Genomic DNA, 16,126 nt, shown 5'->3' with positions numbered 1-16,126 from the left:
GCCGCCCGCCCGGCGCCGGTGCGCGAGCGCGCCGGGCGGGCGGCGGTGTCACAGCAGTCGCGGGCGGCGCCATTCCTTGCCGTGCACGTGGTGGTCGAGGAACGCGAAGACCGTCTCGTACCAGACCTCGATGTTGCCCGGCTTGAGGATCCAGTGGTTCTCGTCGGGGAAGTACAGGAACTTCGCCTCGACCCCGTGGTCGAGGAGGTCCCACCACAGCCGCAGGCCCTCCCCGATGGGCACCCGGTAGTCCCTGTCGCCGTGGATGACGAGCACGGGCGTGCGGATGGCGGCGACGTGGCGGTGCGGGGAGTTGAGCTCGTAGCGCTCCGGCCGGGTGTGGGGGTCGCCGAACTCGCGCATCCACACCGGCGGGTAGTCGGTGGTGGCGTGGAAGCCGTCCAGCGCCCACAGCGAGGCGTGCGTGACGACCGCCTTGAACCGGTCGGTGTGGCCGGCGATCCAGTTGGCCATGTAGCCGCCGAAGGAGCCGCCCATGACCGCGGTGCGCTCGGCGTCGATGTCGCCGCGGGCGACGGCGGCATCGGTGACGGCCATCAGGTCGGCGAAGGTGCGCGGGCCCCACGCGCCCCAGGCGCGGCGCAGCATGCCCTGGCCGTAGCCGGTGGACAGCGCGGGGTCGGGCAGCAGGACGGCGTAGCCCCTGGCCGCCATCAGCCACGGGTTCCACCGCCACGACCAGCCGTTGAAGCTCATGTAGGGCCCGCCGTGCACCCACAGCAGCAGCGGCGCCGGGGAGTCGGCCGAGGCCTCGGCGGGCAGCACCAGCCAGGCGCGGACCCGGGTGCCGTCGTCGGCGGCCGTCTCGACCTCGGTGAGCCGGCCGGGCACCTCCAGCGGCGGGCACGGCGACTTCAGCCGGACGGGGTCCTGGCCGGTGGCCCCGGTGTCGATGCGGACCGGCGTCGGCGGCTCGTCCCAGGAGTCGCGCAGCGCGTAGAGGGTCCGGCCGTCGGGGGCGGGGTTGAGCTGGCTGTAGGCGCCCTCGCCGGTGAGGCGGACGAGCTCACCGGTCTCCAGATCCACCCGGAAGACGGGCCGGCGCCCGTCGAGGTCGGCGACGACGTAGACGGCCCGGGAGTCGGGGGCCCAGGCGTGCTCGCGCGGCCACAGTTCGTGGCCGGCCAGCAGGTCGCGGCCCTCGCCGGTGGCCAGGTCGACCAGCCACAGCGTCTCGTCGCGGGGCTCGCCGTCGTATTCGCCCTGGGAGGAGCGGACCGCGGCGACGCCGCGGCCGTCGGGCGAGACCGCCGGCGCGGCGAAGTCGAAGTCGGGGTGGGAGGCCAGGACCCGGCGCTCGCCGGTCGCCGTGTCGATCGCGGCCAGTTCGCCGCGCCGGTCGGCGCGGCCGTGCGGGACGGCCCAGCCGGTGACGACGGTGCCGCCGTCGGGGGTGAGGGCCTGGGACTGCACGTGCAGCGCCATGCCCGGTTCCGGGGTGAGGTCGCGCGCCTCGCCCAGCCGGGCGCCGGCTCCGGCGGGCGGCGCGGCGGCGAAGAGCCGGGTCCGGGCCGGACCGAGGTCGTGGTCCCAGTAGCGCACCGGGTGCTCCTCGTGCAGGATCGCGCTGACCCCGGCGTCCTTGCGGGCCTTGCGCGCCTGCTCGTCGGCCTCGGCGTCGGCCGCGCCCGGATGGACCTCGGCGGAGTAGACCACGGTGCCGGCCTCGCGGGCGACCTCGACCGCGCCGATGCCGCCCGGGTGCGACGCCACCCGGCGGGCCTCGCCGCCGTCGGCGGGCAGCAGCCACAGCGACGGCCGGGCCTCCTCGCCGGGCTCGGCCTCGGGGTCGGGCCGCTTGGAGGTGAACAGCACGGAGCCGTCGGGCAGGAAGCGCGGGGCGCTCTCCCCCGCGGCGGAGCGGGTCAGCCGGCGCGGTTCGGCCTCGCCCGCGGGGTCGATCTCCCACAGCGCCGACCCGAACGCCTTGCCGTCGGGTTCGGGCTCGCTGACTGGCGCGACGAGCCGGGTCCCGTCCGGGGAGAGTCGCAACCCGTTCACGCGGCGCAACGCGATGTAGCCGGTCAGTTCATGCCAGGGACGAACCACAAGAACCCTCCGATTCCCGACGCTGGGTCGGTTCCGACCCTATCGGGACGACCGGCCGTGTGATCGCGGCCGGCACCGGCCGCGGTCGCTGATCAGCGCTGCCCGCAGCAGCCCGGCGGGCAGTCGTGGCAGGTGGGGGTCAGCGCGCTCAGCCCGGCCCGCGGCGCCTCGGACTCGGCGCGCTCGCGGACGAGGTCGCGCACCATCGCCACGAACGACGGGTGCGTCCCCGGCGCCAGCGCCCGGACCAGGCGGATGCCGAGCTTGTCAGCGGTCTCCAGCGCCTCCACGTCGAGGTCGTACTTGACCTCCATGTGGTCGGAGACGAACCCGTGGGGCACCACGACGACCGCCTTGACGCCTTCGGCCGCCAGCTCCTCCAGCCGGTCGTTGATGTCGGGCTCCAGCCAGGGCTGGCCGGGCGGGCCGCTGCGGCTCTGGTAGACGAGCTCATGGGCGTGGCCGCGCTCAGAATCGGCGTCGACCCGCTCGGTCACCAGGCGGGCGACCTCCGCGAGCTGCGCCGGGTAGGCGCCGCCGGCGGCGCCGGGGCGGCACTCGGGGTCGCCGCTGGCCTGCGACATCGCGGTGGGGATGGAGTGCGCCGAGTACAGCAGCCGCGCGTCGGCGCGCAGATCGGCGGGGAGGCGCCGCAGCGCGGCCCGGGTGTTGTCGGCGAAGGAGTCGATGAACCCCGGGTGGTCGAAGTAGGGCCGGATCAGGTCGATGCGCGGGGCCCCGGCTCCGACCGCCTCGCGGGCCCGGTCGACGTCCTCCAGGTACTGGCGGTGGCTGGAGTAGCTGCTGTAGGCCGACGTCGCCAGGGCGACCACCCTGCGCACGCCGTCCTCGGCCATCTGCGCGACGGTGTCGGTCAGGTAGGGGTCCCAGTTGCGGTTGCCCCAGTAGATCGGCAGGTCGACGCCGTTGGCGTCGAAGTCGGCGCGGACGGCCTCGATCAGGTCGCGGCACTGCTGGTTGATCGGGCTGACGCCGTTGAAGAGGAAGTAGTGCTCGCCGACCTCGGCCAGCCGCTCGCGCGGGATGCCGCGACCGCGGGTGACGTTCTCCAGGAACGGGATGACGTCGTCGGTCTTCTCCGGACCGCCGAAGGAGAGCAGCAGGAAAGCATCGTAGGGCCTCATGGGATCCATGAAACCAGCTCACGCGGTGGACCGCGCGGTGACCCTGGGTAAGCGGCGTCACGTTCGCCGCGGGCGGGGCGCCCGGCCCCGCGGGGGACGGGGCTGTCCGCCCGGCCCCGGTGTGTGTAACGTGCTGGCCCATGGTGAACGCGTCGTGGGCCACATGGGCGGGCACGCACCGGACCGAGCCGCGCAGGACGGCCACCCCCAACAGCACCGCCGACGTCGTCTCGGCGGTCCGCTCCGCCGCCGACGAGGGCCTGCGGGTCCGGATGGTCGGTTCGGGGCACTCCTTCACCGACGTGGCGATCACCGACGGCCTGCTGCTGTCGCCCGCCGCGCTGACGGCGGTGCGCTCGGTGGATCCCGGGGCCGGCACCGTCACCGTCGAGGCGGGCCTTCCGCTGTGCGACCTCAACGAGGCGCTGGCCGCCCGCGGAGTCGCGCTGGCCAACATGGGCGACATCGCGGTGCAGACGGTGGCCGGCGCGGTCCAGACCGGCACCCACGGCACCGGCCGGACCGCCGGCGGGCTGGCCGCCCAGGTGCTGGGCATGGAGATGGTGCTGGCCGGCGGCGAGGTCGTCACCTGCTCGGCCGAGGAGGACCCCGACCTGTTCCACGCCGCCAGGGTGGGCATGGGGGCGTTCGGCGTGCTGACCGCGCTGACGGTGGCGGTGCAGCCGGCGTTCCTGCTGCGGGCGCGCGAGGAGCCGATGCCGCTGGAGGAGGTGCTGGAGCGGCTGGAGGAGCTGCGCGCCGGCAATGACCACTTCGAGTTCTACTGGTTCCCGCACACCGGGCTGACCAGCACCAAGCGCAACAACCGCGTCCCGGGGCCGGCCGAGCCGCTGTCGCCGTTCCGGGCGTGGCTGGACGACGACCTCCTGTCCAACTCGGTGTTCGAGGTGGTCAACCGGATCGGCGCCCGGCTGCCGGGGGCGATCCCCGCGATCAACCAGGTCTCGGCCCGGGCCCTGTCGGCGCGCGCCTACACCGACGCCTCCCACCGGGTGTTCGCCAGCCGGCGCGAGGTGCGGTTCGTCGAGATGGAGTACGCGATCCCCGCCGAGCACCTGTGCGACGCGCTGCGCGAGATCCGCTCCCTGATCGAGCGGCGCGGCCACAGGATCAGCTTCCCTCTGGAGATCCGCTTCGCCCCGGCCGACGACGCCTGGCTGTCCACCGCCCACGGCCGCGACACCGCCTACATCGCCGCGCACGTCTACCGGGGCAGCCCCTACCGCGACTACTTCGCCGACCTGGAGGCGGTGCACACCGCGGTGGGCGGCCGCCCGCACTGGGGCAAGGTGCACACCCGCGACCGCGGCTACCTGGAGGCGGTCTACCCCCGGTTCGGCGACGCCCTGGCCGTCCGCGACCGGGTCGACCCGCGGCGCCGCTTCGCCAACGCCTACCTGGACACCGTCCTGGGCCGCTGAGACCGAGCCGCCCCTCCCCCAGCGCGAAGAACGGCCCCGGGAATCCTCCCGGGGCCGCTGCGTCCGCATCCGCTCCGTCGGCGCCTAGGGCTCCGGCTGGACCTGCCGGGAGCCGTCGGCCGGGGGCGCGTCGCCCGGCGCCTGCTGGGAGCCGCCGGGGTCGGAGCCCGAATCGCCGCCGTCGGAGGTGCCGTCGTCGGCGCCGCCTTCGGGGTCGGCGGGCGCTTCGGTCTGCTGCCCCTCCTCCCCGGGTTCCGGGGTGGCAGCGGGTTCCGTCGGCTCGCCGGTGCCCTCGCCCTCGCCGTCCGCGCCGTCCTCGGCGCCGGGAACCTGCGAGGGGCCGGTGGTCGGCTGCTCGCCGGTCGTCTCCTCCTGGCCGCCGGTGTCGGGTCCGGTCGTCGGGACGTCGGCCGACGCGTCGGCCCCGGAGCCGGAGTACCCGCCCAGCAGGGAGGGGGCCGAGCCGGAGTCCTCACCGCGCAGCGTGTCCGACAGCGCTCTGCCGGAGAACAGCTCGAACGCGGTGATGACCGCCATCACGAGCAGGAAGACCGCGACCGCGGGGATGACCAGGGCCCGCCACCTCCGCCACCACGTCGAGTCCCGTCCGGCCCCGTCCCGCTCGGCCTCCGGCCGCTCCGCGCCGCCCGCTGAGGGCAGCGCCCGCGTGTCGTCGCCGCGGACCCCGTCCGGGAGTTTCCCCCGATGTTCGGGCCGACTTTCGGCGTCGATGGCGACGGTTTCGTCCGCGCCGAATCCCGAGGTCTCTCCGACCGCCGGAAAAAGCTGCGTGGTCTCGACGTCACCGTCGCGGCGCCACCGCTGCGAGGGAGCCTCGGTCTCGGTCGCCGCCGCCAGCAGGGTGTCCGCGTCGGCGGCGGTCCCCGGGCCCGCCGCCCGCAGTTCGCCCGTCGCGCTGTCCGAGCGCCCGCGCGTGACGGCCACCTGGGCCCGCCGCTCCGCCAAGCCGCGGGCCCTGTCCCCGCTCCGCTGCAGGTAGTGCTGCGCGACCGCGGTGCCCGCGGTGCTGATGACGCTCATGACCGCGGTGCCGATGATGGTGCCGTAGACCCCCAGGTAGGAAGCTGCGGTCGCCGCCGTCAGCGTGGCGACACCGCCCCCCACGACCTGGGACATGCTCAGATCGATGCGCTTCTTCTTTTCCTCGCCCTCGCTCATCCTCCCCCCTCCGGCGCCGCGCGCGGGCGCGGCGCGGGCCCCGCGCGCAGCGGGCCCTTTCGCCGAGCGATCACCGCACCACTGCCCGACAGTGGACGGCCCTCGCTCACTCCCCCGTCCATAAGTGGACAACTCGGCCGACGGGCGCCAATGTTCCGATAACCGCGAGGAAGTGTATGGATCACTTTTCGGTCGCGTTGGGCGTGTCGACTTGCGCAACAGCACCCTCACCTGGAAAAGAGCGGTGGTGCGAACCGGCCGTCGGAGCGGACTCGGATCGTGTCCGGGTGCTCCGGCGGCACGCGAGATAGCATCACCGAGGGATCGTCAAGCGACCATGGACCGAAACCCGCGCGCCGCCCCGGCGCCACGGTCGGAGATCCGGCCGGCGCGCGTGTCAAGATGGCACGATGGGAAAGAGGTGTCCCATCGGTCCGGCGGATCCGCGGCCGGGCGGAGGCAGGACCGCGGCCCGTGCGCGCGCCGGTGCACGCTCCGGACATGCCGGATGCGGTGCTGGCCGATCGGGCGGTGGCGCACGAGACTGATGACATGGGGGATGGCCGAGGACATACCCTCGACGGGACGCGAAAGGGAGGGCGATGCAGGAGCTTCGCCTCGTCGCCGTTAGCGAGGACGGAACCTACCTGGTACTGGCGAGCGCCGGCCGGGGTACCCGCTTCATGCTGCCCGTCGACGACCGTCTCCGCGCCGCTGTGCGCGGCCAGTTCTCCCGGCTCGGCCAGTACGAGATCGAAGTGGAGAATCCGTTGCGCCCCAAGGAAATCCAGGCCCGGATCCGCTCGGGTGAGACCGCGGAGGCGATCGCCGAGGCCGCCGGGATCCCCATCGAACGCGTGCGCTGGTTCGAGGGTCCGGTGCTGCAGGAGCGCGAGTTCATGTGGCAGCAGGCCCAGCGGGCCACGGTGCGGCGGCAGGGCGAGTCCAGCACCGGCCCCGCCCTCGGTGACCTCGTCGCCGACCGCATCGGCCGCCACCAGTTGGAGACCGGTGACGCGGTGTGGGACTCCTGGAAGAGGGAGGACAACGCCTGGCAGCTCAAGCTGACCTTCCTGGCCGGGGGCGAGGAGCACCTGGCCCACTGGGTCTACGAGCCGCGCCGCCGCTGCGTGACGCCCAACGATGAGGAAGCGGTCCGCTTCTCCTCCCCCGAGGCCGAGGGACCGCTGGACCTGGGCCCGGCCAGCGCGAACGTGACCCCGTTCGTGCCGCGCCGCCAGTCGGCGCGCGAGCCCCAGGCGCCCGCCGAAGCCCCGCCGGCCCGCCCCGCGCCACCGCAGGTCACCGAGACGCCCCCTCCTCCGGCGCCCCCGGCCCAGCCCGCGCGGATCCCGGTGACGCCCGAGCGCGCGCGCCCGGCCCCCGCCGAGCCGGAGGCCCCCACCGCCGCGGCGCCGCACCCGCCGGCCGAGCGCCCCCGCTCCGAGCCCAGACCGGCCGCCGACGCCCCCTCGGCGCCCCCGGCGCCTCCGGAGCGCCCCGCGAAGCGCCAGACCGAGCGCCCCGCGGCCAAGCCGGCCGAACAGCCCGCGCCGCCGCAGCGCCCGAACGCACCGGCCGCCGAACGCGCCCCCGGGGAGCAGCGGACGCCGCCGCTGCCCGCCGCCGCAGCCGGCGGCGGCAACCCCCAGCCGGCCCGCCGCAAAGGCCGCAGCCGCCGCGCGTCGGTGCCGTCCTGGGACGAGATCATGTTCGGCTCGAAGAAGCCGGAGTAGCGCCCCGGAGGGTGCACGGCGTCTCGCCGCCCTTGCCCCCGTGTCTTCTACCGGGGTCCACGGAAGCTGGGTGGTACCTGGCGGGGACCGGTCCGCCGCCATGCGGCCACGGTCTGCTGTACGGCCTTGTCGGCTGTCAGGCGATGGGCGGCCTTCAACGTGAGTTTCAACCTCGGCCCCGGGACGGAGTAGGCACGCGGGTGGGGCCCTTCCACCTCTCCACCTCGACTCCGGGGGGTCGTGAAGGCCGGCCCCAGGAGGGAGGGCGTGCGGGCGGGCGATTCTCTCGCGTGGCCGAAGACCCATAGACGGAAATCGCCCTCACGCGCGCGAAGCGCACGCCGACACCGTGGGCACAGACCGACACCCCGGTTTCGGCCCGGCGCCCAAAGCGGCGGTGCGCGGTCGCGTCCTCGAGCCGGGGCTCAAACCCCTGAGGCCGGTGTCTCACGCCCTCGGTGGCCGAGGCATGCGGACACGGCAGCCCGTGCTTTCCCCGCGCACCGAAACCCCGGTCGCGTCCTGGCACGCACGGTGGCGGCGTGGGCGGCGCGGCGCCGGTGCGATCCCTTTAGGGGCCTTCGGCCACACGAGAGGATCGCCCGGTCACCGCGGATCCCTCCTTGGGCTGAGGCTTCACGACCCCCTGGGGCCGGGGACGGCGTGCACCGTCGCCCAACCACCGCGGATCCCACCTTCGGCCGAGCCTTCACGCCCCCCGGTGGTCGAGGTCAAAACTCAAGGCCGAGAACAGCGGCGGCGAGGGCGGCAGGGGCGGCGAAAACGCTGCGGCACCGCCCGCCACCCGGCCGACCACAAGGCCGCACAGCGCACCCGAGTCACCCCGAGGGCGAGCCGGACGGCTACGCCTCCTCCTCTTCGCCGTCCTCCCGCGGTCGCCGGCCCTCCTTGGCCAGGAACGGGCCGACCATGTGCGGGGTGACCCCGCTCGCGAAGGAGACGGACTCGGCGAAGTCGGCGTCGACCGCGTCGTAGCCGCCGCTCCCCGCCCCCACGGTGACCTCCAGGGTGGCCAGATCGGCGCGGCGCTGGAACGGGCTCTGCCGCCACTTCCAGCCGATGATCGCGTCCCTGCGCACCACGGCCTGCTCGCGGCGCAGCGACCCCGAGCGCACGCTGACCCGCCGGCCGTCGTAGCCGTGCCCCAGCGACCGGTAGCGGTCCAGGCCCAGCGGCACGCCGAGCAGGGCCGACAGCGCGAACAGGGCCGCGACCCAGTACAGCCCGAGCCCCGCCGCCGCGGCGGCCACCAGGGCGGCGGGGACGACCGCGCGGAACAGCCGCCGGGTGCGCGCGGCCGGCGGGTGCGCGGTCAGGGTCCCGCGGTAGGGGGCCAGCGCCTGCTCGACGACCGCGTCGACGCGCTCACGCGGTCCGATCGGCAGCAGCGCTGCGCGCGTCGAGACGTCCCCGAGGCCGGTGACGATCGCGCGCAGTTGCACGGCCCGGCGCACCCGCTGCAGCGGGTTGTCGATCAGCTCGTGGCCGCGAATCCTGCGGTGCTCCAGGGTGACGCTCTGGCGGGTGAACAGTCCCCGCTCGGTGACCAGGGCCTCCCCCCTGCGGCGCAGGGTGAAGCCCCAGTGGTTGATGGCGTAGGAGGCGACGGCGAAGACCGGCATCAGCACCAGCAGCAGGGCGGCGGCCGCGACGGCCAGCAGGATCAGCGCCGCCGCGCCGCTGTCCACGATCCGCTGGGCCAGACCGGCCGCCTCGTCGGGGTCGACGTCGATGGCCAGGTCGTCGACGATCTGGGCGAGGAAGCCGAGCACCGCGGCCAGCGCAGCGAACGGGGTGAGCAGATAGCCCAGGCTGAGGACGGCGTAGAGGTACCAGCCGCGCGGCATCTCGAAGTAGACGGTCTCCGGCTCGGCGGCCTCGGGCTCCGGCCGCGGGGCCGCCCCGTCCTGCTCCCCGGCCCCCGCCGGGACCGGGTCGGCGCCCGCGCGCGCCGCCGCGTCACCGCGCAGCACCGCGCGGCGGTGCAGCAGCTCACCGCGCAGCCGCTCGGCCTCGGCGCGCGTGACGGCGTCGAGCTTGCCCTCCTCCTGGCCCCCTCCGCCGGCCGCCGCCTCGATCTTGACCACGGCCAGGCCCAGGGCGCGGTGCAGCAGGGTGGAGGTGACGTCGACGCCGCGGATGCGCTCCAGCGGGATGGTGCGCCGGGACCGGCCGATCAGGCCCCTGCGGATCTCCAGCCGTTCGGCCCCCACCTGGTAGCGCACCGTCCACCAGGTGACGAATCCGGTGACCAGCATGCCGGCGAGGGCGACGGCCGAGGAGCCCAGCACCCACGGGTTGAAGCTGCCCGCCACCAGCGCCACGACGATCGGCACGATGAAGGACTTCAGGTAGTTGATCGGGGCCGTGACCGTGGTCAGCCCGCTGAGGCGACGCTCGGGCTCGGCCCGGATCTCCTCGGGGGAGTCCTCCCGCGCCGGCGGCTCGGCCGCGGGCGGCGGGGTCTCCTCGGCCGGCCGCTCCTCGGGGACCGGCGGCACGGGCTTCTCACGGTCGGCTCCGTCGGCTCCGCCGCTCATGTCGCGTCGTCCCTCAGTTCGCCGGCGCGCATCGCCAGGTCCTCCGAGATCTGCTGCGCCACCTGCGCGCCCAGTCCGGCGATGCTGGAGGAGCCCGCGTGCGAGGCCGTCTGGATCTCCAGGGTGGCCAATCCGAACAGGCGCTCCATCCAGCCCTGGGTGTGGTCGACCGTCTGGATGCGGCTGACCGGCACCAACTGCCATTCGCGGCTGATCCAGCCGACGCGGGTGTAGACGACGTCGGCGGTGACCTCCCAGCGGTGCACCCGGTAGCGCCAGCGCGGCGCGATGACCGCCCTGGCGACGGCGTAGCAGCCGTAGAGCACCGGGATCCACCAGGCGCGCTCCAGAACCCATTCGGGCACCCACGACCAGCGGGCGTAGACCAGCATCCAGGCGATGCCCGACAGCACCGCGATGCCCACCACCGCCCCGATCACCCCGCTCAGTGTCCACATGTGGACGGCTCGGGGGGAGACGCGGTTCTCGGGAGGGCGCAGCCGGGTGGTCGTCACCAGCCCGATTTTAGGGGTGTCCGGCCGATTCGCCGTAACGGACGGCGATTCCGCGCGCTCACCTGTTCTGTCCTGCGGCCGCACGGGCCGCGCAGCCAGGGGGAAGGCGGCGGCCGGCGGCGGGGTTGCACCCCCTGCGGGCCGCGCCGCGGCGCGGCCCGCAGGCGCCCGCTGCACCGGGAGGTGTCAGGACCTGTCGGTACCTGACAGGTCCTGCCGCAAGCCGTCCGCACCTGTCAGTGCTTTGTCAGTGGCCCCGGCCAGACTGGTGCCGATCATGTGGAATTGGAGGATCAATGACTGAAGCCATCCGTGCGGAGGGGCTGGTCAAGCGGTTCAAGGGCAATACAGCGCTGGCAGGGGTGGACCTCGTGGCGCGCACGGGAGCCGTGCTGGGGGTCCTCGGGCCGAACGGCTCCGGCAAGACCACGACCGTGCGCATCCTGTCCACCCTGCTGCGGCCCGACGGCGGGCACGCCACCGTCGGCGGCTACGACGTGCTGAAGCAGCCGCACGAGGTGCGTCGGCTCATCGGCCTGACCGGGCAGTACGCCGCGGTCGACCAGGACCTCACCGGCGCCCAGAACCTGGTGCTGATCGCCCGGCTGCTCGGCTTCTCCCGCGGCGACGCCAGGACGCGCTCGGCGGAGCTGCTGAAGCGCTTCGCGCTGACCGACGCCGGGGACCGGCCGGCCAAGACCTACTCCGGCGGCATGCGCCGCCGGCTGGACCTCGCGGCGAGCCTGGTGGGCCGGCCCAGCCTGCTCTACCTGGACGAGCCGACCACCGGCCTGGACCCGCACAGCCGCAACGGGCTGTGGGAGGTGGTGCGCGGGCTGGTCGACGACGGCGTCACGGTGCTGCTGACCACGCAGTACCTGGAGGAGGCCGACCAACTGGCCGACGACATCGTCGTCATCGACCACGGCCGGGTCATCTCCACCGGAACGCCCGAGGAGCTCAAGGCCAGGGCCGGCACCCAGGTGCTCCAGGTGCGGCCGGTCGACCTCGGCCGGCTCGACCTCGTGGCCAAGATCGTGGAGACGACGGCGGACTCCGGGGTCCGCTCCACCGACACCTCGGTGCACGCCTCGGTGACCGACCCCGGCGTGCTGCCCGAGGTGGTGCGCCGCCTCGACGACGCCGAGATCGCCGTCGCCGAACTGGCCCTGCGCAAGCCGAGCCTCGACGAGGTCTTCCTCGCGATCACCGGCCGCCCCGCCGACGAAGTCCCCGCCGACGAGGAGAGCGGCGCGACCCCGGAAAGGACGAACGCATGAGCGCCGCGACCACGGCGGAACGCCCCGCCGCCCAGGCGCCGAGCCCGTCGGCCCGGATCACCCCGGTGTCGGCCGCACGGCACGGCGCGCTGCTGACCTGGCGCAGCCTGCTCAAGATCAAGAGCAATCCCGAAGAGGTCCTCGGCCTGACGTTCATGCCGATCATGTTCGTCGGACTGTTCGTCTTCGTCTTCGGCCAGGCGATGATGGGCGACTGGCAGGCCTACCGGGACTTCATCATCCCCGGCATCACCGCCCAGTCGGTGATCTTCGCGACCATCGGCACCGGTGTCGCGCTCAACACCGACATCGAGAAGGGCATCTTCGACCGGTTCCGGTCGCTGCCCATCGCCCGCTCGGCGCCGCTGATCGGCGCCATCCTCGGCGACATGGTGCGCTACCTCCTGACCGTGGTGATGGTGCTCGTCGTCGCCGTGGCCATCGGGTTCCGGCCGCAGGGCGGCGTGCTGGGCGTCGTCGCCGCCGCGGCCGTGGTGATGGTGTTCGCGTTCGCGCTGTGCTGGCTGTCGGCCTTCGTCGGCCTGCTGCTGCGCACCCCGATGGCGGTCAACATCTTCGGCTCGGTCTGGATGTTCCCGCTGACCTTCGGCAGCTCCACGTTCGTCCCGCCGGAGAACATGCCCGGCTGGATGCAGACGTTCGCCGAGATCAACCCGGTCACCCACGTCACCGACGCCATGCGCGGCCTGATGCTGGGCGGGCCGGTGGCCGAACCGCTGCTGTGGACGGCGGTCTGGGCGGTCGCCATCGTCGCGGTGTTCTTCCCCCTCGCCGCCCGCGCCTACCGGCGGCGTTCCTAAAGGCGGGCTTCCCAGAGGTGCTTCCTAGAGGTCCTCGCGCGGCCAGGCGGCGATCCAGGCGTCGACGGACTCGGTGATCCCGCCGGTCCCCGCGGCCGCGCCCCGGGCGTAGGCCTGGGCGAACCCCTCTTCGCCCAGGCGCTCGCACAGCAGCGCGCGCAGCCGCGCGACCTCGGGATCGACCTGGTTGGGCAGGCCGCGCACGGCCTCGGCGTGGCCGAGCAGCCTCGCGCCGCGCTCGGGGTCGCCGTCGGTGAGCGCCAGCTCGGCCAGCCCGTCGAGCACGCCGCCGCAGGAGGGTGCGTCGCGGCCGTCGCGGGCGGCGTCCCACGCGGTCGCCAGGTACCGGCGGGCGGCGTCCCAGCGCCGCGCGTCCAGCGCGATGCGCCCCAGCTCCCAGTTCCACATCGCCGAAAGCTGGGGGCGGGCCACGATGCCCAGGAGGCGGATCTCCGAGAGCAGCGACGTGAGGCCGCGCTCGGCGCGGCCGAGCTCGCCCGCCCGGCGATCCACCTCGGCCTCGGCGAAGTCCACGATGAGCCGCATCGGCTGCTCGACCCCCGCCCCGCCGCGCATCGGCGTCCGCGCGGTGGCGATGTGCCCCCGCGCCTCCTCGATGTCACCGCGCACGGCGGCGGCGCCCGCCAGCCGGACGTGGAACATGCGGAGGAGGTCGGCGAACGCCATCTCCTCCGCGATCTGCGCGCCCTCCTGCAGCAGCGCCTGCTCGGCCGCCGGATCGGTGAAGCGCACGATCTCCGACAGCGAGGTCAGGGACTGCGCGGTCCCCCATCGGTCCCCGATCCGCCGGAACAGTTCGACGGCCCGGGTGAGGCGGGCGAGGGCCCGATCGGCCAGGCCGGCCTGGAGCGCCATCATGCCCTCGAAGGACGTCGCCGTGGCGCGCAGCCACGGGTCGGCATGGCCGGTCCAGGCCGCGATGCGCTCCATCCCCGCGCGGGGATCGCCCTGGACCAGGGCCAGGCAGGTGGGGACCAGGATCAGGTTGGGGTGGTCCTCGGCCGCCTCGCCGGCCTCGGTCAGGATCCGCAGGGCCCGGTCGAGTTCGGCCGCCGTGCTCGCGCCCGTGTCGTCGCCGATGGCGATGGCGGCGACGCACTCGGCGTAGGCGACGGCCCTGCCCTCGGGCGGGCGGTCACCGGCCAGGGCGGCGATCTCCCCGGACCAGCGGCACGCCTCCGAGCAGCCGTCGGTCATCTGCCAGTACCACTGGGCGGCGTGGGAGAGGTCCAGGGCGAGCGCGGTATCGCGGCGGTCCACCGCCCAGCGCAGCGCGGCGGTGAGGTTGTCGTTCTCGACCCGCAGCAGCGCCAGCCAGCCGAGCTGCTCGCCCGTGCGCAGCATCGGGTCGGCCAGCCGCCACAGCCGCAGCACGTCCTCGGCGTGGGCGCGGCGCAGGGCCTCGGCCTCGCCGGACTCGGCCAGGCGCTGGGCGCCGTAGGCGCGGATCGTCTCCAGCATCCGGTAGCGCGGGGCCTGGCCCTCCCCGTTCTGCGGCTCCTCCGCGACGACCAGCGACTTGTCCACGAGGGCGAACAGCACCGGCCAGACGTCGCGGCCGCCGACCCCGCCCTCGCCCGCGACGTCGGCGCAGACCCGCTCCACCGCCTCCAGCGTCGCGCCGCCGGCGAACACGGCCAGGCGGCGCAGCAGGGTGCGTTCGGCGTCGTCGAGCAGCTCCCAGCTCCAGTCGATGACGGCCTGCAGCGTCTGGTGGCGCGGCAGCGCCAGGCGGCTGCCGCTGGTGAGCAGCCGGAAGCGGTCCGACAGGCGCGCCGCGAGCTGCGCGACGGGCATGGCGCGCAGCCGTGCTGCGGCGAGCTCCAGGGCCAGGGGCATGCCGTCGAGTTCGCGGCAGACGCGCACGACGTGGTCGACGTTGCCGTCGTGGACGGTGAACCCGGGCGCGACCGCCTCGGCCCGTTCGGCGAACAGGCGCACCGAGGCGCAGTCGAGCGCCTGCGCCGCCGTCGCCCCCTTGGGCGGCGGCTCCAGCGAGGGCACCGGCAGCAGGCGCTCGCCCGGGACCCCGAGCGGCTCCCGGCTGGTGGCGAGGATGCGCACGCCGGGGCAGGCCGCCAGGAGCCGGGCGGCGAAGCCGGCCGCCGCCGCCACGACGTGCTCGCAGTTGTCCAGCACGATCAGCACGTCCTGACCGGCGAGCGCTTCGCAGATCCGTGTCACGGGGTCGCCGGCCGGGACCGACGCACCGCCCCTGATACCGATGAGGCTGCGTTCGCGCAGGCCCAGCGTTGCCATGACGGTGTGCGGGATCTCGGCGGCCTCGGTGAGCGGCGCGAGCTCCACGAACCAGACCCCGTCGGCGGCGAGGCCGGGGTGGCACTCGGCGAAGTCGGCCCCGCTGCGGATGGACAACCGGGTCTTGCCGGCGCCGCCGGGGCCGGTCAGCGTGACCAGCCGCTGCCCCGACAGCAGCTCGACGGCGGCGCCCACCTCCCCGTCGCGTCCGATGAAGCTGGTCAGCAGCGGCGGCAGCCGCAGGACGGGAGCGGCGCCGCCGTCGAGCGCCGGCTTCCCGGGCCCGGGCGGGCGGTCCGGCCCGGCGGCGTCCAGTTCGCCGCGCAGCAGACGCAGGTGCAGGTCGCCGAGCTCGCCGGAGGGATCGATGCCCAGCTCGTCGGAGAGCTCGCGGCGCAACCGGTCGTAGACGGCCAGGGCCTCGGCCTTGCGCCCCGAGGCGGCCAGTGCGCGCATGAGCAGCCCGGCCGGCTGTTCGCGCAGCGGCTCCTGGACGGCGAGCGCCTCGATGTCGGGCAGCACCTCGCGGTGGCGGCCGAGGTCCAGGTGGAGTGCCAGCCGCTCCTCGGTGACCGCGCGGCGCAGGCCGGCGAGGCGCAGCGCTGCACCGGCGCCGGCGGGCGCGGCGGAGATGTCGGCGAGCGCGGGCCCCCGCCACAGCGCGAGCGCACCGTCGAAGGCGCGCACGGCGCCGCGGAGGTCGCCGTGGGAGCGGGCCCGGCGGCCGAACCCCACCAGGTCCTCGAACTCCCACAGGTCGATCCGGTCGCGCGTGACGTCCAGGCGGTACCCGGTGGCCTCGCCCAGCACCGGCGCCCCGGCACCGAGCGTCCGCCGCAGCCGCGACACCAGCGCCTGCAGTGCGTTCGACGCGTCGGCGGGGACGGTGGCGCCGTCGTCCCAGATGCCGTCGATCAGCCGTTCGGCGCCCACGGTGCGCCCCGGCTCCAGCAGGAGCAGCACCAGCAGGGCGCGCAGCCGGGCGCCTCCGACGGGCACGGTCCGGCCCGCGCCGTCGTACACCGTCAAAGGACCCAGAATCGAAAACCGCACGGATACATCGTTGCCGATACCGGGTGGTGCTGCCCAACCGGTTT

The 16,126-nt window shown here is 74.6% G+C and carries 10 protein-coding genes; 4 read left to right on the top strand and 6 right to left on the bottom strand.

Annotated elements, in window-relative coordinates; translation table 11 throughout:
• Positions 1 to 48: 48 nt before the first annotated feature.
• A complete protein-coding gene (locus tag HDA32_RS09230) occupies positions 49 to 2,070 on the bottom strand; it encodes a S9 family peptidase (RefSeq protein WP_179642794.1) in 2,022 nt (673 codons plus the stop codon).
• Between the two features lie 92 nt (positions 2,071 to 2,162).
• Positions 2,163 to 3,215, bottom strand: coding sequence for a ferrochelatase (locus HDA32_RS09225; protein WP_179642793.1), 1,053 nt, complete (start codon positions 3,213 to 3,215; stop codon positions 2,163 to 2,165).
• A gap of 140 nt (positions 3,216 to 3,355) precedes the next feature.
• Between HDA32_RS09225 and HDA32_RS09220 the strand changes: the two genes are divergently transcribed.
• Complete coding sequence (locus HDA32_RS09220) at positions 3,356 to 4,657, top strand: D-arabinono-1,4-lactone oxidase (protein WP_179642792.1); 1,302 nt, start codon at positions 3,356 to 3,358, stop codon at positions 4,655 to 4,657.
• Positions 4,658 to 4,741: 84 nt separating this feature from the next.
• Here the strand turns inward: HDA32_RS09220 and HDA32_RS09215 are convergent, their stop codons facing one another.
• Positions 4,742 to 5,836: a hypothetical protein gene (locus HDA32_RS09215; protein WP_179642791.1), complete on the bottom strand. Its 1,095-nt coding sequence runs from the start codon at positions 5,834 to 5,836 to the stop codon at positions 4,742 to 4,744.
• 602 nt (positions 5,837 to 6,438) lie between these two features.
• On the opposite strand from HDA32_RS09215, the gene sepH reads away from it, so the two are divergent.
• A complete protein-coding gene (gene sepH / locus HDA32_RS09210; protein ID WP_179642790.1) occupies positions 6,439 to 7,572 on the top strand; it encodes a septation protein SepH in 1,134 nt (377 codons plus the stop codon).
• 863 nt (positions 7,573 to 8,435) lie between these two features.
• On the opposite strand, the gene HDA32_RS09205 is transcribed toward sepH, so the two are convergent.
• Positions 8,436 to 10,133, bottom strand: coding sequence for a PH domain-containing protein (locus HDA32_RS09205; RefSeq protein WP_179642789.1), 1,698 nt, complete (start codon positions 10,131 to 10,133; stop codon positions 8,436 to 8,438).
• On the bottom strand, positions 10,130 to 10,648 hold the full coding sequence (locus tag HDA32_RS09200; protein WP_312863100.1) for a PH domain-containing protein: 519 nt from the start codon (positions 10,646 to 10,648) through the stop codon (positions 10,130 to 10,132). The genes HDA32_RS09205 and HDA32_RS09200 overlap by 4 nt, the downstream gene beginning before the upstream one ends.
• Before the next feature lie 296 nt (positions 10,649 to 10,944).
• Between HDA32_RS09200 and HDA32_RS09195 the strand changes: the two genes are divergently transcribed.
• Together HDA32_RS09195 and HDA32_RS09190 are read left to right on the top strand one after the other, a co-directional pair.
• A complete protein-coding gene (locus tag HDA32_RS09195) occupies positions 10,945 to 11,928 on the top strand; it encodes an ATP-binding cassette domain-containing protein (protein WP_179642788.1) in 984 nt (327 codons plus the stop codon).
• Entirely contained in the window at positions 11,925 to 12,749 is an 825-nt protein-coding gene (locus tag HDA32_RS09190; RefSeq protein WP_179642787.1) for an ABC transporter permease, read from the top strand. The genes HDA32_RS09195 and HDA32_RS09190 overlap by 4 nt, the downstream gene beginning before the upstream one ends.
• Positions 12,750 to 12,773: 24 nt before the next feature.
• Here the strand turns inward: HDA32_RS09190 and HDA32_RS09185 are convergent, their stop codons facing one another.
• Positions 12,774 to 16,052, bottom strand: a complete 3,279-nt coding sequence (locus HDA32_RS09185) for an AfsR/SARP family transcriptional regulator (protein ID WP_312863411.1) — start codon at positions 16,050 to 16,052, stop codon at positions 12,774 to 12,776.
• Positions 16,053 to 16,126: the final 74 nt, after the last annotated feature.

Source organism: Spinactinospora alkalitolerans, assembly GCF_013408795.1.
Classification (GTDB): Bacteria; Actinomycetota; Actinomycetes; order Streptosporangiales; family Streptosporangiaceae; genus Spinactinospora; species Spinactinospora alkalitolerans.
Note: the sequence above shows the minus strand (reverse complement) of the source record. Positions and strands in the feature narration are given on the sequence as shown.